This is a genomic window from Azospirillum sp. UENF 211521, from assembly GCF_058780535.1.
Genome location: NZ_JBSNCF010000001.1, coordinates 2,352,096 through 2,368,252 on the forward strand (window position 1 = coordinate 2,352,096; position 16,157 = coordinate 2,368,252).

Here is a 16,157-nt window from a genome sequence, read left to right on the forward strand (position 1 = left end):
CTCAGGCGAATTCCTTGAAGATCAGAGAGGCGTTGGTGCCGCCGAAGCCGAACGAGTTCGACAGCGCGGCCCGCACGCGGCGCTCCTGCGCAACCTTCGGAACGAGGTTGACGCCGAGGCAGCTCTCCGACGGGTTCTCAAGGTTCAGGGTCGGCGGAACCAAGCTGTGGTTGATCGCCTTGATCGAATAGATCGCCTCGACCGCGCCGGCGGCCCCCAGCAGATGGCCGATGGCCGACTTGGTGGAGGACATGGCGACGTTGTTCATCGCCTCGCCGAACAGACGCTTCACCGCGCCCAGCTCGATCTCGTCGCCCAGCGGCGTCGAGGTGCCGTGCGCGTTGACGTAATCGATGTCCGACGGCTGCAGCCCGGCCCGCTTCAGCGCGTTGCGCATGGCGCGGAACCCGCCGTTGCCATCTTCCGCCGGAGCGGAGATGTGGTAGGCGTCGCCGGACATGCCGTAGCCGATCACTTCGGCGTAGATGTGGGCGCCGCGCTTCTTGGCGTGCTCCAGTTCCTCAAGGACGACGACACCGGCGCCCTCGCCGATGACGAAGCCGTCGCGGTCCTTGTCGTAGGGGCGCGACGCCTTTTCCGGCGTGTCGTTGAAATTCGTCGACAGGGCGCGCATGGCGGCGAAACCGCCGACGCCCAGGCGGCTGACCGCCGCTTCCGTGCCGCCGGCGACCATCACGTCCGCGTCACCCAGCATGATCAGGCGCGAGGCATCGCCGATGGCGTGCGCGCCGGTCGAGCAGGCCGTGACCACAGCGTGGTTGGGGCCCTTGAAGCCGTGCTGGATGGAAATGTGACCGGACGCCAGATTGATGAGGCAGGCCGGAATGAAGAAGGGAGAGATGCGGCGCGGGCCCTTTTCGGCCAGCGTGACCGCACCATCGGCAATGCCCGGCAGGCCGCCGATGCCCGAGCCCACCATGACGCCGGTGAGTTCGCGCTCTTCCTCGGTCTGGGGGACCCAGCCGGAATCCTTGATCGCTTCGTGGGCGGCGGCGATGGCGAAGATGATGAAATCATCCATCTTCCGCTGGTCCTTCGGCGGGACGAAGACGTCGGGGTTGAACAACCCCTCGCCATCGCCGCGCGGGACCTGCCCGGCAACTTTCGAGGCCAGATCGGAGGCGTCAAAACCCGTGATGGCGCGGATGCCCGATTGGCCGGCGGTCAGACGCTCCCAGTTGAGCTTATGGCCGACACCGAGCGGCGTGACCAGACCAAGGCCGGTAACGACGACACGTCTCATGGGGTATTCCTTGACCTTTCCTCGGAAAACTCAGCGACGGCCAGGCCACTTTGGAAAGCTGCCTGGCCTTTCACGCCAGCGCCTGATCAGGCGGCGGCGTTCGCCTTGATGAAGTCGATGGCGTCCTTCACCGTCAGGATCTTCTCGGCGGCGTCGTCCGGAATCTCGCAGCCGAACTCCTCCTCGAAAGCCATAACCAGCTCGACCGTGTCGAGGCTGTCGGCGCCGAGATCGTCGATGAAGGAGGCGTTCTCCGTCACCTTCGACTCCTCGACCCCGAGGTGGTCCACAACGATCTTCTTAACGCGCTCGGCGACATCGCTCATTTTTTAAGACCTTCCAATCCTTGAGACCGCTCGGGCGAATTCGGCCGGCTCAACACGCGGCTGCGTGCCTTCCTGCCACAAAAAGCCCCGTCCGATAACACATTTTTACAGCCTTGACCAGCGCCCGCGGGAGCCGGTCGGAACCTCTGGTTCAGGCAGCGAATCCGCCTCAGATCATGGCCATGCCGCCGTTGATGTGCAGCGTCTGGCCGGTGACATAGGCGGCCTCATCGCTCGCCAGGTACACGACTCCGGCGGCGATTTCCCCCGGCTCGCCCATGCGGCCGGAAGGAATGGCGGTGAGCAGCTTGTCCTTCTGCTCGGAATTCAGGGCGTCGGTCATCGCCGTGGTGATGAAGCCCGGCGCGACGCAGTTCACGGTGATGCCGCGCGACGCGACCTCCGCGGCCAGCGACTTCGACATGCCGATCATGCCGGCCTTGGAGGCGGCGTAGTTGGCCTGGCCGGGGTTGCCGGTGACGCCGACGATCGAGGTGATGCCAATGATGCGGCCCCAGCGGCGCTTCATCATGCCACGCAGCACGGCGCGCGACAGGCGGAAGGCGGCGGTCAGGTTGACGTCCAGCACCGACTGCCAGTCGTCGTCCTTCATGCGCATGGCGAGCTGGTCGCGAGTCAGGCCGGCGTTGTTCACCAGGATGTCGATCTGGCCGAGGGCGGCCTCCGCGTCCTTGGCGAGCTGCTCGGTTCCGGCGGCGTCGGCGAGGTTGCCGGGCACCACCAGGGCGCGCTCGCCCAGTTCGGCGGCGAGCGCCTCCAGCGGGGCGACGCGGGTGCCGGACAGCGCGACGGTGGCGCCCTGCGCGTGCAGCGCGCGGGCGATCTGCGCCCCGATGCCACCCGAGGCGCCGGTGACCAGCGCCTTCTTTCCGGTCAGGTCGAACATGGAATGCCTCACAGGGTCTTCAGGAACGATTCGACGTCGGCCGGGCCCTGCACGGAGGTGCCGGCCAATTCCTTGTCGATGCGCTTGGCGAGACCCGACAGCACCTTGCCGGAGCCGAACTCGACCAGCGTGTCGACGCCCTGCCCCTTCATATAGAGCACGCTCTCGCGCCAGCGAACCATGCCGGTCACCTGCTCGACCAGAAGGCGGCGGATCTCGTTGGGGTCCGACACGGCCGACGCGGTCACGTTGGCGACCACCGGGACCGCCGGCGCGTTGATCGTCACGGTGGCCAGGGCCTCGGCCATGGCGTCGGCGGCGGGCTGCATCAGCGGGCAATGGAAGGGGGCGCTGACCGGCAGGCGCACGGTGCGCTTCAGCCCGCGCTCGGCCGCGATCACGATGGCGCGCTCGATGGCCTCGGCGTGACCGGAGATCACCACCTGCCCCGACGAGTTGTCGTTGGCGACGGTGCAGACCTCGCTCTGGCCGTTGGGGGCCTTGGCGGCGGCATCGGCGATGGCCTGGGCCTGCTCCAGTTCGGCGCCCAGCAGCGCGGCCATGGCGCCCTGCCCGACCGGCACCGCCTTCTGCATGGCCTGGCCGCGCAGCTTCAGCAGGCGTGCGGTGTCGGCCAGCGTGAAGGCGCCGGCGGCGCACAGGGCCGAATACTCGCCGAGCGAATGGCCGGCGACGAAGGCCGCGTGCTTGGTCAGATCAAGCCCGCCCTGATCCTTCAGCACCCGCATGACCGCGACGCTGACGGCCATCAGGGCCGGCTGGGCGTTCTCGGTCAGCGTCAGGTCGGCCTCGGGGCCTTCGAACATCAGGCGGGACAGGCGCTGGTTCAGCGCGTCGTCCACCTCTTCAAAGGTGAGCCGCGCGACCTCGAACGCCTCGGCCAGCTCGCGGCCCATGCCGACGGCTTGGCTGCCCTGGCCCGGAAAGACGAACGCCCTGGTCATGCTGTCTGGGAACCCTAGTAAAAAGGCGCGCCACCCGCGGCGCTGCCGTTGAATTCGGCGACAGTCATAACCAGCCTTTCGGGCAAGTCAAGCGATGCTCAACGTTGTCGGGCTGGAATTGGTGCCTTTCTGTTGCATTTCCGGCATTTTTTCATTGCTGCGATGCAAAGGCGAACGGAGAAAAGGGTCTTTCCATGCCCTTTTGAAAGCGGCGGCGGCGGAATCGCCCGCCGGCTCGTGTTTCCGCTTGTCGGGATAGGGCTTTTGTGCATACTGCGCCGCTTCATAACTCCTTGCCGGTGGCCCGCGTGCCGTCGGCTAGGCCCGGGCGGCTGATTCTGTCCATAGGGGATGGGGCGCAGCGCCGGACCATGAACAGCCATGGGGAGTACAATGGCTCTTTACGAGTGCGTGCTGATCGCGCGCCAGGACATTTCGGCCGCCCAGGCCGAGCAGCTCGGCGAGCAGTTCGCCCAGATCATTCGCGACAACGGCGGCCAGGTCGCCAAGACCGAATACTGGGGTCTGAAGACGCTCACCTACAAGATCAAGAAGAACCGCAAGGGTCACTACACCCTGTTCAACCTTGACGCCCCCGCCGCCGCCGTCCTCGAGATGGAGCGCAACATGGGCATCAACGAGGACGTGCTGCGCTTCATGACCGTCCGCGTCGATGCGCTGGACGCCAACCCGTCGGTGATGATGCAGAGCCGCGGCGAGCGTGGTGACCGCGGCGATCGCGGCGACCGCGGCCCGCGCCGCTTCGACGATCGTGGCCCGCGCCCGCCGCGTCGCCAGGAGCCCACCGTTGCCGAAGGGGAGAACGCCTAAATGTCCGACAAGCAGACCTCGGGCGCTCCGGCCCGCACCGGTGGCGGTCCCCGCCGTCCGTTCTTCCGCCGCCGCAAGACCTGCCCGTTCTCGGGCGCGAACGCCCCGGCGATCGACTACAAGGACGTCAAGCTCCTGTCCCGCTTCATCTCCGAGCGTGGCAAGATCGTGCCGAGCCGCATCACCGCGGTTTCCGCGAAGAAGCAGCGCGAACTCGCCCGCGCCATCAAGCGCGCCCGCTTCCTGGCCCTGCTTCCCTACGTGGTGAAGTAAGGACCAAAGCGGACAACAGGCAAAGGTAATCCCATGGCCTCGCCCCTGGCCGCCCCTCTGGCGGCTGCCATCGGTGTCGGCGTGGTCAGCGCTTTCTTCTACCTCGCCGTTCTGTTCGGCGGGTTCGGAGCGCTGATCCTGGGCTATCTGGCGCCGCTGCCGTTGTTCCTCGCGGGACTGTGGCTCGGCTCCACCGCCTCCCTACTCGCCGGTGCGGCGGGAACGGTGGCGGTCCTGGCGGTGTCGTCCAGCGTCCTGGTGTCTCTCGCCTATCTGGTGACCGCGGCTGTCCCGGTCATCCTGGTGGTGCGGCAGGCGCTGCTGGCGCGGGCGGCGGCCGACGGGAGTGTGGAATGGTATCCTCCGGGCCGGCTCCTGATGGCGCTGACCGGAATGGGACTGGCGGGCCTTCTGGGTGCTGCGGTTCTGACGCTCGATCAGCCCGGCGGGCTGGAGGGCGCGGTGCGGGAAACGCTGAGCCGCATGGCGGACCAGATGTTCTCCGCGCAGGGCCAGCCGGCCCCGGACCCGCAGGACATCTGGATGGCCGAGGTGTTGCCGGGCTTCGCGGTGATCTCATGGCTCGTCATGACGATCGTCAACGGAGCCCTGGCGCAAGGCGTCCTGATGCGGTTCGGCCGCAACCGGCGCCCCGCCATGCGGCTGGACGATGTGGAGTTGCCCCGGTGGCTCGCCACCGCGTTCCTGCTGACCATGGTGGCCGCCTCGCTGGCGTCGGACCCGGTCGGGTTCCTCGCGGTCAACGCCGCGCTGATCCTGTCCCTGCCATTCGCCTTTGCCGGGCTTTCGGTGGTGCATGTGTTCGCCCGAAGCCGATCGGCCAAGCTGCCGATCCTCATCGGGTTCTACATGTTCCTGTTTCTTTTCGGTTGGCCGATCGTGCTGATGGTCGGTCTGGGCATGATCGAGCAATGGATTGGGCTGCGTCGCCGTCTCCGGCCCGCCGGCCCCGATCAGGAGGACGAGTGATGGAAGTTATTCTGCTGGAGCGGGTCGAGAAGCTCGGCCAGATGGGCCAGGTCGTGAAGGTGCGTCCCGGCTTCGCCCGCAACTATCTGCTGCCGCAGAAGAAGGCCATGCGCGCCACCAAGGCGAACATGGCGTTCTTCGAGAAGCAGAAGGCCCACCTGGAGGCCGTCAACCTCGAGCGCCGCAAGGACGCCGAGCAGGTTGCCGCCAAGATGAACGACGTGACGGTCGTCGTGATCCGTCAGGCCGGCGAGACCGGCGTGCTGTACGGTTCGGTGACGCCGCGCGACGTCGCGGACGCCCTTGACGCCGCCGGCTACAAGGTCGACCGCAAGCAGGTGTCGATCGAGACCCCGATCAAGACGCTGGGCCTGTTCAAGCTGCGCGTCGTCCTGCACCCCGAGGTGAGCATCTCCGTCACGGTGAATGTCGCCCGCTCGCAGGAAGAGGCCGAGCTGCAGCTGTCCCGTGGTGGCATGGTCACCGCGGCCGACCTGCGCGACGACGACGAGGACGAGATCGAGGAGGCCCCCGAGGCCGCCGAGGCCGAGGTTTCCGAGGAGGGCTGACCGCCCGCTCAACGAGACCAGTCCGCTCGTCCGGAAGCCGCCCGCCCCCCCAGGGGGCGAGGCGGCTTTTCCGCGTTCGGCACTCCGCATCGTCCGACCCTCCCCCATCCGGATGCGCCGGACGCCCCGCCGCCTGCCCCGTCCGGCGGATTGCCTCCCCCCGCACCGCTCCCCGACTCTCGTTCCCGGTGATTCGCCCGCGGCGATGAAACCGGACCGAGTCGTGTTCGACGGATGCGGAGACGCGCGATGCTGCTTGCCCGCCTGCTCAGCCCGGCCCTGACCGCCGGGGCCCTGGAGATCGTCGGTGCGGACGGACGGCGGCACCGGGTGGGTGCCGGCGCCCCCTCGCTGACGCTCCGCCTGCACGACAAGGCGCTGCACCGCGACCTCGTGGTCAATCCGCGGCTGCGCTTTGGCGAAGCCTACATGGACGGACGCCTGACCATCGACGGGGGCTCGGTCTATGATTTCCTGGCTCTGCTGAGCGCCGGCTCGGACAACGTCCAGGGCGTCCTGGGCAATCTCCGGGAAGCCGTCTCCCCGGCGCTGCGGCTCGTCCAGCAGAGCAATCCCCTGCGACGCTCGCGCCGCAACGTCGCCCATCACTACGACCTGTCGCGGGCCTTCTTCGAGCTGTTCCTCGACCGCGACCTGCAATATTCCTGCGCCTACTTCCCCACCCCCGACACCGGGCTGGACGAAGCGCAGGAGGCCAAGAAGCGGCACATCGCGGCGAAGCTGCTCCTCCAGCCGGGCATGCGCGTCCTGGACATCGGCTGCGGCTGGGGCGGCATGGCGCTCTATCTCGCCCGCATGACCGGCGCCCAGGTCACCGGAATCACCCTGTCCCGCGAACAACTCGCCGTGGCGCGCGAGCGGGCGGCCCACGCCGGGCTGGCCGGGCAGGTGCGGTTCGAACTGCGCGACTACCGGGAGATGGCCGGTCGCTTCGACCGCATCGTCTCGGTCGGCATGTTCGAGCATGTCGGGGTGCCCCACTATCCGGCCTTCTTCGCCAAGCTGCGTGACCTGCTGACCGAGGACGGGGTGGCACTGCTTCACGCCATCGGTCGGTCGGACGGGCCGGGTTCCACCAACCCGTGGTTCCGCAAATACATCTTTCCCGGCGGCTACTCGCCCGCCCTGTCGGAGGTGATCCCGGCGGTGGAGAAGGCCGGGCTGTGGAACACGGACGTCGAAATCCTGCGGCTGCATTACGCCGAAACGTTGCGCCACTGGCGGGAACGCTTCGCCGCCCGGCGGGAGGAGGCCCGCGCCATGTACGACGAGCGCTTCTGCCGGATGTGGGAGTTCTATCTGGCGGGGGCCGAGATCAGCTTCCGCTACCAGGGGCACATGGTGTTCCAGATGCAATTGGCCCGCTCGCTGGGCGCCGTTCCGCTCGTCCGCGACTACATGCAGCGCACCGAAGCGGCTCTGGCCGACGCCGCGCCGCGGCCGCTGCGCACCGGCCGGAACGTGGGCGCCAGCAACGCTTGACCAGAGCGGTCCGCGCCGCATCGACCCACAGCTTTTGCTCTGGTACAAGCCATTGACAGAGCTTTAAGTTTTCCGCTTACCCCCAGCTTTCACCGGCTGTGGGCAAAAGTTACTCACAGGAATGTGGGTAGATTTACCCCGATCGCACAGCTTTGCGCCCCGCCCTTTGCTAAAGTGCCGCTATGGATGACAAGACCACCCAGCTTTTCGAGCCGCGCCCCCTCGACGGCGGGCTGTCCCGTGCCGGTGCCGCGAAGCCGACGGCGGAATACCGCACGCCGCCGCACAACGAGGAGGCCGAACAGGCGCTCCTCGGCGCCATCCTGGTGAACAACAAGGCGTACGAGAAGGTCGGCGAGTTCCTGCGCGCCGAGCATTTCTACGACCCGGCGCACCAGCGCATCTATTCGGCCATCGCCAAGATGGTGGAGCGCGGCCAGATCGCCAATCCGGTGACTCTGAAGGCCTATTTCGACAACGACGTCGAGCTGGCTCCGGACGGCGGTGCCGGCTATCTGGCGCAACTCGCCGCCAACGTCGTGACGGTCGTCAACGCGGGCGATTACGGCAAGACGATCCATGACCTGTTCCTGCGCCGACAGCTGATCGAGGTCGGCACGGACATGGTGAACGAGGCGTACCAGCACGACCTCGACATCGACGCCATGGACCAGATCGAGACGGCGGAGAAGCAGCTCTTCGACCTCGCCTCGACCGGCGACGTGCGCGGCGGCTTCATCGCCTTCTCCGAGTCGCTGAAGGCGGCCATCGCCACGGCGGAGACGGCCTTCCGCCGCTCCAGCCACGTCACCGGCGTCACCACCGGCCTGCGCGACATGGACCGCAAGCTGGGCGGCCTGCACCCGTCGGACCTGATCATCCTGGCCGGGCGCCCCTCGATGGGCAAGACGGCGCTGGCCACCAACATCGCCTTCAACGCCGCCAAGGCGCACATGCGCAGCAACGGCGGCGAGGGCGCGCCGGTCGGCTTCTTCTCGCTGGAAATGTCGGCGGAGCAGCTCGCCACCCGTATCCTGGCCGGCGAGGCCGAGGTGTCGGGCGACAAGATCCGCCGCGGCGAGATCAAGGACAGCGATTTCCCGAAATTCGTGGCGGCCAGCCAGGAGCTGAGCCGGGTCCCCTTCTTCGTGGACGATACGCCGGCCCTGACCATCGCCGCGGTGCGCACGCGCTGCCGCCGGCTGAAGCGCACGCACGGGCTGGGCATGGTGGTGGTGGACTATCTCCAGCTCCTGCGCGGCGGCTCGACCAAGGGCAACGAGAACCGCGTGCAGGAAATCTCGGAAATCACCCGCGGCCTGAAGGCCATCGCCAAGGAGCTGGAGGTGCCGGTGCTGGCGCTGTCCCAGCTCAGCCGCGCCGTGGAAATGCGCGAGGACAAACGGCCGCAGCTCGCCGACCTGCGCGAATCGGGCTCGATCGAGCAGGACGCCGACGTCGTGATGTTCGTTTACCGCGAACAGTACTATCTTGAGCGCGCCGAGCCGGCCCGCCGGCCGGAGGAAACGGAGGACAAGTACAACGACCGCTACGCCAACTGGCAGAAGCGCTACGCCGAGGTGCACAACACCGCGGAGGCGATCATCGCCAAGCAGCGCCACGGCCCGATCGGCAGCGTCCGTATGTTCTTCGACGGACAGTTCACGAAATTCGGCGACCTCGACACGACCCATGACTTCGGCCCCACTGAGTGATCCGCTGGCCCGCGCCGGCGCCGTCCTGACCATCGACCTCGGCGCCGTCGTCGCCAACTGGACGCAGCTCCGCGACCGGGTGGCGCCGGCGGAATGCGCCGCCGTGGTCAAGGCAAACGCCTATGGCCTGGGGGTGGAGCGCGTCGTCCCGGCGCTCGCCGCCGCCGGCTGCCGGACCTTCGTGGTCGCCCAGTTCGAGGAGGCGCTGGCCGTGCGCGCCGTAGCGCCGTCCGACGCCCGCGTGCTGTCGCTGGGCGGCCTGCCCGCCGGCACCGCTCCGGACTTCACGGCCCAGCGCATCCTGCCGGTGCTGAACCATCTCGGCGACATTGCGGCGTGGCAGGCCCACGCCAGGGCGCAGGGAACAGCCCTGCCCGCCGTCGTCCACATCGACACCGGCATGAACCGAACTCGGGCTCGGCCCGGACGAGCTGGACACGCTGGTCGGCGATCTCTCCCGGCTTGAGGGGGTGGATGTCCGGGTGTGGATGACCCACCTTGCCTGCGCCGACGAGGATTCGGTGATGAACAGCCAGCAGCTCGGGCGTTTCCGCTCGGCGGTCGGGCGGCTGCCGACGGCGGAGGCGAGCTTCGCCAATTCCTCCGGAATCTTCCACGGAACGGCCTTCCATTTCGACCTCGTGCGGCCCGGCTGCGCGCTCTACGGCGTCAATCCGACCCCCGCCGCGGCGAACCCGATGCGGGGCACGATCCGGCTCGACGCCCGGCTGCTTCAGGTGCGCAACGTTGACAGCCCTATGACCGTTGGCTACGGTGCCACGCACCGCGTTGCGGCGAGAGGAAAAATCGCAACCATCGCAGTGGGTTATGCCGACGGATATCTGCGCTCGCTCAGCGGGCGCGGCCATGTCTTCGTCAACGGCGTGGCCGCTCCGGTGGTTGGGCGTGTTTCGATGGATCTGGTGACGGTGGATGTCAGCCATCTTCCCGACGAGGCGGTGACGCCCGGCGGGCTGGTGGAGCTGATCGGCCCGAACCGCCCGGTGGACACCGTGGCGAGCGAGGGCGGAACCATCGGCTATGAGATCCTGACCTCGCTGGGCGCGCGTTACCACAGGGTCTACCGCGACCCGCCGCCGCCTGAGGTCGCTTGATGGGTTTCCTTGCCGCCACCGGACGGGCCTTCCTGATCTTTCTGGAAGCCACCGGAAAGCTCGCCATGTTCACCGGCGCCGCCCTGTCGCACTGCGTGCGCCCGCCGTTCTATCCACGGCAGATCCTGCGCCAGATGGTTGACATCGGCTATTACTCGCTGCCGGTGGTCGGGCTGACCGCGCTGTTCACCGGCATGGTGCTGGCGCTGCAGAGCTATTCCGGCTTCTCCCGCTTCCAGGCGGAGGGCGCCATCGCCACGGTGGTCGCCCTGTCGGTGACCCGGGAGCTGGGGCCGGTGCTGGGCGGCCTGATGGTCGCCGGGCGCATCGGCGCCGCCATGGCCGCCGAAATCGGCACCATGCGCGTGACCGAGCAGATCGACGCGCTGTCCACCCTGTCGACCAACCCCTTCAAGTATCTGGTGGCGCCGCGCCTGATCGCCGGTCTGGCCATGCTGCCGCTGCTGGTGCTGGTCGCCGACATCATCGGCGTGTTCGGCGGCTTCCTGGTTGGCGTCTACCGTCTGGACTTCAACCCGGCCTCCTACATCGGCCGGACCTGGGAGTTCCTGGAACCGGTCGACGTCATCTCCGGCCTCGTCAAGGCGGCGGTGTTCGGCTTCATGGTGTCGCTGATGGGCTGCTACCACGGCTACCACTCGCGCGGCGGCGCCCAGGGCGTGGGTGCTGCGACGACCAACGCCGTGGTCTCGGCCTCCATCCTGATCCTGGTGTGGAACTACCTCATCACCGGCATCTTCTTCTCGACGAAGTGAGCGACTCCATGTCCCAGGTTCCCCCCGCTCATCCGCCGAAGATTTCGCTGAAGAACGTGCACAAGGCGTTCGGTCAGAAGGTCGTGCTCAACGGCATCGACCTGGAGGTCGGGCGCGGCGAATCGCTGGTCGTCATCGGCGGGTCGGGCACCGGCAAGTCGGTCATGCTGAAGTGCATCCTCGGCCTGCTGTCGCCGGACAGCGGCTCCATCCGCGTCGACGGCGAGGAGACGACGAAGCTGCGCCCGCGCGAGCGGGAGAAGCTGCTGCACAAGTTCGGCATGCTGTTCCAGGGCGCCGCCCTGTTCGACAGCCTGAAGGTCTGGGAGAACGTCGCCTTCGGCCTGATCCAGGGCGAGCACATGCCCCGCGCCAAGGCCAAGGACATCGCCATCGCCAAGATGGGCGCGGTCGGACTCGGCCCCGAGGTGGGCGAGCTGTTCCCGTCGGAGCTGTCCGGCGGCATGCAGAAGCGCGTCGGTCTCGCCCGTGCCATTGCCGACGAGCCGGAGATCATCTTCTTCGACGAGCCGACCACCGGCCTCGACCCGATCATGGCCGACGTGATCAACGAGCTGATCGTGAAGTGCGTGAAGGACCTCGGCGCCACCGCCGTGACCATCACCCACGACATGGCCTCGGCCCGCAAGATCGCCGACCGCGTGGCGATGATCTATCAGGGCCGGATCATCTGGACCGGCCACGCCAACGACATCGACAACTCCGGCAACCCCTACGTGGACCAGTTCGTCCACGGCCGGGGCGAAGGGCCGATCAAGATGCAGGTGCGGGCGCTGTGACGCGCCCGACCAGCGGGACCCGACGCCGGTTTGTGCAAAATTAACCTGCCGCCCGGTAGGGTCGGCCACGAAGACCGCCGGCCATCGCAGGCCGGCGCCCCATCGGAGAGACGAGCATGGCGGACATCACCACGAACGGACTGGCCTTCGCGAGCTTCATGCTGAGCGCCAAGATTCTGGAGACGCTCCAGGCCAAGGGTCTGCTGACCAACGAAGAGACGGTGCAGACCATCAAGAACGCCCACGAGCAGCTCCTCAAGAACGACAACCAGCTGTCGCTCGAAGGGGCCGACGCGCTCGCCCATTTCTTCGCCGGCCCGACCGACGGGAATTGAACCTTACGGCGCCGGACGGGCCGCCGACCGCGCGAGGTTGTCGCGCAGTTCCGGCAGCAGGACGGCGCCCAGCAGGGCGATGACCGGCAGCAGGGCGTAGTCGCCCTCTGCCGCCGCGGCGATCAGGTCCGCGCGGGTCAGCAGCTCCAGCCGCATCTCCTCCAGATCGCCGGAATCCGGCTCGGCCACCTTCCGGGCGTTGCGGGCCTGGAACAGGTGGCAAACGCAGCCGCGCTGGTTGGCCTGCACCACGTAGGAGCCGAGCGCGGTCCACTCCTCCGCGACATAGCCCGTCTCTTCCAGCAGTTCCCGCTTGGCTGCCGCCAGGGGCGCCTCCCCAGGATCGATCCCGCCCGCCGGAAAGGTCTGGGTGACGCGGCGCGGGCCGTGCTTGTACTGGCGCAGCATCAAGACACGCCCGTCCGTGTCCTCGACGAACATCTGAACGAAATCGCCCTGTTCAACCTGGTAATAGTTCTCGACCCGTTGACCGTCCGGGGTCTCGATGGTTTCGGCGTGCACGCGGACAAAGGGGCCGGCGTCGAGCAGGGTGCGGCGGTCCAGCACGGTCCAGGGCTTCAGCTCTTCCCCGCTCATGCCGCAGCGGCTCCGGCCGCGGTTTCGTAGGGCGGCTGGGTGTAGCCGGCCGGCGACAGGGTGAAGATCTCGCAGCCCGTCTCTGTGATGCCGACCTGATGCTCGAACTGGGCGGACAGGGAGCGGTCGCGGGTGACGGTGGTCCAGCCGTCCGACAGGATCTTCACGTCCGGCTTGCCGGCGTTGAGCATCGGCTCGATGGTGAAGACCATGCCCGGAACCAGCAGCACGCCGGTGCCGCGCTTGCCGAAATGGTCGACGTGGGGGGCGTCGTGGAACACCCGGCCGATGCCGTGCCCGCCGAAGTCGCGCACCACGCCGTAGCGGTGGGATTCCGCAAGCGTCTGGATGGCGTGGCCGATGTCGCCGAGGTGGTTGCCCGGCTTGGCCTGGGCGATTCCGGCCATCATCGCCTTGTAGGTGATGTCGACCAGCTTGCGCGCCTTCACCCCGATCTTGTCGCCGACGAAGAACATGCGGCTTGTGTCGCCGTACCAGCCGTCGAGGATCACCGTCACGTCGACGTTCACGATGTCGCCGTCGACCAGCGTCTTGTCGTCGGACGGAATGCCGTGATTCACCACATGGTTCGGCGAGATGCAGCTTGCCGCCGGATAGCCCTGATAGCCGAGGGTCGCGGGGATGGCGCCGTTGTCCCGCATGAAGGTTTCGATCAGCCGGTTGAGATGGCCCGTGCTGACTCCCGGCACCACCTGGGGCGTGATGTGGTCGAGCGTCGCCGCGGCCAGCCGCCCGGCCTTGCGGATCGCCTCGAACTCCTCCGGGCCGTGCAGCGGGATCTTCCGCGCGTCCTTGTCCGCCACCGTGTCACCTCACATCCGTTGTTCATCGTGAATTCCGGGACAGAACCTATCACCGGAACGGCCGAGAAAAGCCCCAGCTTTTTATCACCTCTGCCATAGGATTTAGAACGTCAGCTTGCTATATGTGGGGCGCTTACCCCATTCCATCGCCCAACTCATCGCTGGACCTTTGGCAAAGCCAACCACCCGCTACGTCTGCCAGGCCTGCGGCGCCTCCTTCCCGAAATGGGCGGGCCGCTGCGACGCCTGCGGCGAATGGAACACCCTCGTCGAGGAAGCCGCGCCGGAGGCCGCCCCCAAGGGGTTGGGCGTGGCGCGCGGGCGCCGGCTGGACTTCGTCGGGCTGGCCGGGTCCAGCGAGGCGCCGCCGCGCCGCATGACCCGCATTGAGGAGTTCGACCGCGTCTGCGGCGGCGGCCTCGTCCCCGGATCGGCGATCCTGATCGGCGGCGACCCTGGAATTGGCAAGTCGACCCTTCTTCTCCAGGCCATGGCCCGGCTGTCGCAGGAACACCGCTGCGCCTACGTCTCCGGCGAGGAGGCGGTGGATCAGGTCCGCCTGCGCGCCGTCCGCCTGGGCTGCGCCGCCGCACCGGTCCAACTCGCCTCGGCGACCAGCGTGCGCGACATCGTCGCCTCGCTGGACGGCACCGATGGGCCGGAGGTCGTGGTGATCGACTCGATCCAGACCATGTATGTGGACAATCTGGACAGCGCTCCCGGCACCGTTGCCCAGGTGCGGGCTTCCGCGCAGGAGCTGATCCGCGTCGCCAAGCGGCGCGGCTGCGTCCTGCTGCTGGTCGGCCACGTCACCAAGGAAGGCACCATCGCCGGCCCCCGCGTGCTGGAGCACATGGTGGACACGGTCCTCTATTTCGAAGGCGAGCGCGGCCACCAGTTCCGCATCCTGCGCGCGGTGAAGAACCGCTTTGGCGCGACGGACGAGATCGGCGTGTTCGAGATGACCGACGGCGGGCTCGGCGAGGTCGCCAACCCCTCCGCCCTGTTCCTGGCGGAGCGGCGCGGCGACGTGTCGGGCGCCGCGGTCTTCGCCGGCATGGAGGGCACCCGCCCCGTGCTGGTCGAGGTCCAGGCGCTGGTCGCCCCCTCCCCGCTCGGCACGCCGCGGCGCGCGGTGGTCGGCTGGGATTCGGCGCGGCTCGCCATGGTGCTGGCGGTGCTGGAGGCGCGTTGCGGCGTGCAGATCGGCGCCAACGACGTCTATCTCAACGTGGCCGGCGGGCTGCGCATCACCGAGCCGGCGGCCGACCTCGCGGTCGCCGCGGCGCTGGTCTCCTCGCTGACTGGGGAGCCGGTGCCCGCCGACGCCGTGGTCTTCGGCGAAATCGGCCTGTCGGGCGAGGTGCGCGCCGTGGGCCAGAGCGACGCCCGGCTGAAGGAAGCCGCGAAGCTGGGGTTTTCAACGGCGATCTTTCCGGCTAGACGGAACGGCAAGAAGCCGGGGCGCGGCGACACCGGCTTGAAATCGGTCGAACTGCAGCAGCTCAGCGAATTGCTGCCGCTGTTCCAGGCCGGATCGGGGTCCCGACCGCCGCGCGGCCGGGATTGAGACGAGACTCTAAAGCGAAAGCGCACGAGGCGTAGCGGCGTTATGGACACCTTCCCGATCAACCCGGCGGATCTGGCCGTCATCGTGGTGCTTTTGCTCTCGGCCCTGCTGGCCTTCACCCGCGGCATGGTGGCCGAGGTGCTGTCGGTCGCCGCCTGGGTCGGTGCCGCGCTGATCACGCTGAACGCGCTGCCCCACGTCCTGCCCATCGCGCAGACCTACATCCACGTCGAGATGGCCGCCTACGCCGCGTCGGCGGTGGCGCTGTTCGTCGTCAGCCTTGTGGTTTTGACAATCCTGGGCCGCGTCGTGTCGCGCGGGGTGCAGAATTCCGGCCTTTCGGCGCTCGACCGCTCGCTCGGCTTCGTCTTCGGCCTGCTCAAGGGTGCAATCCTCGCCTCCGTCGCCTATCTCTTCTTCGCTTGGCTGGTGCCGAACCCGGCGGAGCATCCGGCGTGGCTGCAGAGCGCCAAGACCCGGCCGATGCTGGTGTCCGGCGCCGCCATGATCTACGAGGTGATGCCGGACTCGCTGCGCAAGGACGGGCTGGGCCAGATGGACATGGCGCGGGAGCGCGCGCGGCAGGCGGTGGAGGCCAAGGAGGCCCTGGACCGCCTGTCCACGCCGGTTCCCGGCGCGCCGAAGACCGGTGGTGCGTCGCCATCCGATACCGGCTATAAGGACCGGGACCGCGGCGACCTTGAGCGACTGATCCAGAACGCACGCTGAACGCCGCATGGTGCAGAGTGCCTGTGAGTAACGCCCCGCTGGCAAAGAGGCCGCCGGGGCAATGCCCT

The 16,157-nt window shown here is 67.8% G+C and carries 17 protein-coding genes and 1 pseudogene; 12 read left to right on the top strand and 6 right to left on the bottom strand.

Features of this window, described 5'->3' with window-relative positions; translation table 11 throughout:
- Position 1 precedes the first annotated feature (1 nt).
- The 4 genes from fabF to fabD all read right to left on the bottom strand — a co-directional run bounded on the left by fabF (position 2) and on the right by fabD (position 3,462).
- The gene (gene fabF, locus ACWPN5_RS11050; RefSeq protein WP_145676542.1) at positions 2 to 1,264 is read right to left on the bottom strand and encodes a beta-ketoacyl-ACP synthase II; all 1,263 of its coding nucleotides are present in this window, start codon (positions 1,262 to 1,264) and stop codon (positions 2 to 4) included.
- 86 nt (positions 1,265 to 1,350) lie between these two features.
- The gene (locus tag ACWPN5_RS11055; RefSeq protein ID WP_014240383.1) at positions 1,351 to 1,590 is read right to left on the bottom strand and encodes an acyl carrier protein; all 240 of its coding nucleotides are present in this window, start codon (positions 1,588 to 1,590) and stop codon (positions 1,351 to 1,353) included.
- Between the two features lie 169 nt (positions 1,591 to 1,759).
- The gene (gene fabG, locus ACWPN5_RS11060; protein ID WP_014240382.1) at positions 1,760 to 2,497 is read right to left on the bottom strand and encodes a 3-oxoacyl-[acyl-carrier-protein] reductase; all 738 of its coding nucleotides are present in this window, start codon (positions 2,495 to 2,497) and stop codon (positions 1,760 to 1,762) included.
- Between the two features lie 8 nt (positions 2,498 to 2,505).
- Positions 2,506 to 3,462 carry an ACP S-malonyltransferase gene (gene fabD, locus ACWPN5_RS11065; protein WP_145686358.1) on the bottom strand — a complete coding sequence of 319 codons (957 nt, stop codon included), beginning with the start codon at positions 3,460 to 3,462 and terminating at the stop codon, positions 2,506 to 2,508.
- A 393-nt stretch (positions 3,463 to 3,855) separates the two neighbouring features.
- On the opposite strand from fabD, the gene rpsF reads away from it, so the two are divergent.
- The 10 genes and pseudogenes from rpsF (at position 3,856) to ACWPN5_RS11115 (ending at position 12,369) form a co-directional block, all read left to right on the top strand.
- Entirely contained in the window at positions 3,856 to 4,293 is a 438-nt protein-coding gene (rpsF, locus tag ACWPN5_RS11070; RefSeq protein ID WP_035673612.1) for a 30S ribosomal protein S6, read from the top strand.
- Positions 4,294 to 4,566, top strand: a complete 273-nt coding sequence (gene rpsR / locus ACWPN5_RS11075; RefSeq protein ID WP_014240379.1) for a 30S ribosomal protein S18 — start codon at positions 4,294 to 4,296, stop codon at positions 4,564 to 4,566.
- Positions 4,567 to 4,599: 33 nt separating this feature from the next.
- Positions 4,600 to 5,556, top strand: coding sequence for a DUF2232 domain-containing protein (locus ACWPN5_RS11080; RefSeq protein ID WP_145676545.1), 957 nt, complete (start codon positions 4,600 to 4,602; stop codon positions 5,554 to 5,556).
- A complete protein-coding gene (gene rplI, locus ACWPN5_RS11085; RefSeq protein WP_145686360.1) occupies positions 5,556 to 6,125 on the top strand; it encodes a 50S ribosomal protein L9 in 570 nt (189 codons plus the stop codon). Before ACWPN5_RS11080 ends, rplI begins: the two co-directional genes overlap by 1 nt.
- A gap of 249 nt (positions 6,126 to 6,374) precedes the next feature.
- Positions 6,375 to 7,628, top strand: coding sequence for a cyclopropane fatty acid synthase (locus ACWPN5_RS11090; RefSeq protein ID WP_145686362.1), 1,254 nt, complete (start codon positions 6,375 to 6,377; stop codon positions 7,626 to 7,628).
- 182 nt (positions 7,629 to 7,810) lie between these two features.
- The gene (locus ACWPN5_RS11095) at positions 7,811 to 9,343 is read left to right on the top strand and encodes a replicative DNA helicase (RefSeq protein ID WP_145686363.1); all 1,533 of its coding nucleotides are present in this window, start codon (positions 7,811 to 7,813) and stop codon (positions 9,341 to 9,343) included.
- Positions 9,321 to 10,458, top strand: a pseudogene (alr, locus tag ACWPN5_RS11100) (alanine racemase). Before ACWPN5_RS11095 ends, alr begins: the two are co-directional and overlap by 23 nt.
- On the top strand, positions 10,458 to 11,234 hold the full coding sequence (locus tag ACWPN5_RS11105; protein ID WP_145676552.1) for an MlaE family ABC transporter permease: 777 nt from the start codon (positions 10,458 to 10,460) through the stop codon (positions 11,232 to 11,234). Before alr ends, ACWPN5_RS11105 begins: the two are co-directional and overlap by 1 nt.
- A gap of 8 nt (positions 11,235 to 11,242) precedes the next feature.
- Positions 11,243 to 12,034: an ABC transporter ATP-binding protein gene (locus ACWPN5_RS11110; protein WP_149648698.1), complete on the top strand. Its 792-nt coding sequence runs from the start codon at positions 11,243 to 11,245 to the stop codon at positions 12,032 to 12,034.
- A gap of 116 nt (positions 12,035 to 12,150) precedes the next feature.
- Positions 12,151 to 12,369: a hypothetical protein gene (locus ACWPN5_RS11115; RefSeq protein WP_145686369.1), complete on the top strand. Its 219-nt coding sequence runs from the start codon at positions 12,151 to 12,153 to the stop codon at positions 12,367 to 12,369.
- Between the two features lie 3 nt (positions 12,370 to 12,372).
- Here the strand turns inward: ACWPN5_RS11115 and ACWPN5_RS11120 are convergent, their stop codons facing one another.
- Both ACWPN5_RS11120 and map read right to left on the bottom strand, forming a co-directional pair.
- Positions 12,373 to 12,966: an NUDIX hydrolase gene (locus ACWPN5_RS11120; protein ID WP_145686371.1), complete on the bottom strand. Its 594-nt coding sequence runs from the start codon at positions 12,964 to 12,966 to the stop codon at positions 12,373 to 12,375.
- The gene (gene map, locus ACWPN5_RS11125; protein WP_145686373.1) at positions 12,963 to 13,790 is read right to left on the bottom strand and encodes a type I methionyl aminopeptidase; all 828 of its coding nucleotides are present in this window, start codon (positions 13,788 to 13,790) and stop codon (positions 12,963 to 12,965) included. The genes ACWPN5_RS11120 and map overlap by 4 nt, the downstream gene beginning before the upstream one ends.
- A gap of 169 nt (positions 13,791 to 13,959) precedes the next feature.
- Here map and radA point away from each other — a divergent pair, with 169 nt between their 5' ends.
- Positions 13,960 to 15,360 (top strand): DNA repair protein RadA, encoded by a 1,401-nt coding sequence (radA, locus tag ACWPN5_RS11130; RefSeq protein WP_035673586.1) that lies wholly within the window; start codon positions 13,960 to 13,962, stop codon positions 15,358 to 15,360.
- Between the two features lie 42 nt (positions 15,361 to 15,402).
- A complete protein-coding gene (locus ACWPN5_RS11135; RefSeq protein ID WP_114856813.1) occupies positions 15,403 to 16,089 on the top strand; it encodes a CvpA family protein in 687 nt (228 codons plus the stop codon).
- The last annotated feature ends 68 nt before the right edge of the window (positions 16,090 to 16,157 follow it).

Bases quoted from the DNA above. Each gene is read 5' to 3' on its own strand.
- fabF (WP_145676542.1), bottom strand. From the start codon at position 1,264: ATGAGACGTGTCGTCGTTACCGGCCTTGGTCTGGTCACGCCGCTCGGT.
- ACWPN5_RS11055 (WP_014240383.1), bottom strand. From the start codon at position 1,590: ATGAGCGATGTCGCCGAGCGCGTTAAGAAGATCGTTGTGGACCACCTC.
- fabG (WP_014240382.1), bottom strand. From the start codon at position 2,497: ATGTTCGACCTGACCGGAAAGAAGGCGCTGGTCACCGGCGCCTCGGGT.
- fabD (WP_145686358.1), bottom strand. From the start codon at position 3,462: ATGACCAGGGCGTTCGTCTTTCCGGGCCAGGGCAGCCAAGCCGTCGGC.
- rpsF (WP_035673612.1), top strand. From the start codon at position 3,856: ATGGCTCTTTACGAGTGCGTGCTGATCGCGCGCCAGGACATTTCGGCC.
- rpsR (WP_014240379.1), top strand. From the start codon at position 4,294: ATGTCCGACAAGCAGACCTCGGGCGCTCCGGCCCGCACCGGTGGCGGT.
- ACWPN5_RS11080 (WP_145676545.1), top strand. From the start codon at position 4,600: ATGGCCTCGCCCCTGGCCGCCCCTCTGGCGGCTGCCATCGGTGTCGGC.
- rplI (WP_145686360.1), top strand. From the start codon at position 5,556: ATGGAAGTTATTCTGCTGGAGCGGGTCGAGAAGCTCGGCCAGATGGGC.
- ACWPN5_RS11090 (WP_145686362.1), top strand. From the start codon at position 6,375: ATGCTGCTTGCCCGCCTGCTCAGCCCGGCCCTGACCGCCGGGGCCCTG.
- ACWPN5_RS11095 (WP_145686363.1), top strand. From the start codon at position 7,811: ATGGATGACAAGACCACCCAGCTTTTCGAGCCGCGCCCCCTCGACGGC.
- ACWPN5_RS11105 (WP_145676552.1), top strand. From the start codon at position 10,458: ATGGGTTTCCTTGCCGCCACCGGACGGGCCTTCCTGATCTTTCTGGAA.
- ACWPN5_RS11110 (WP_149648698.1), top strand. From the start codon at position 11,243: ATGTCCCAGGTTCCCCCCGCTCATCCGCCGAAGATTTCGCTGAAGAAC.
- ACWPN5_RS11115 (WP_145686369.1), top strand. From the start codon at position 12,151: ATGGCGGACATCACCACGAACGGACTGGCCTTCGCGAGCTTCATGCTG.
- ACWPN5_RS11120 (WP_145686371.1), bottom strand. From the start codon at position 12,966: ATGAGCGGGGAAGAGCTGAAGCCCTGGACCGTGCTGGACCGCCGCACC.
- ACWPN5_RS11135 (WP_114856813.1), top strand. From the start codon at position 15,403: ATGGACACCTTCCCGATCAACCCGGCGGATCTGGCCGTCATCGTGGTG.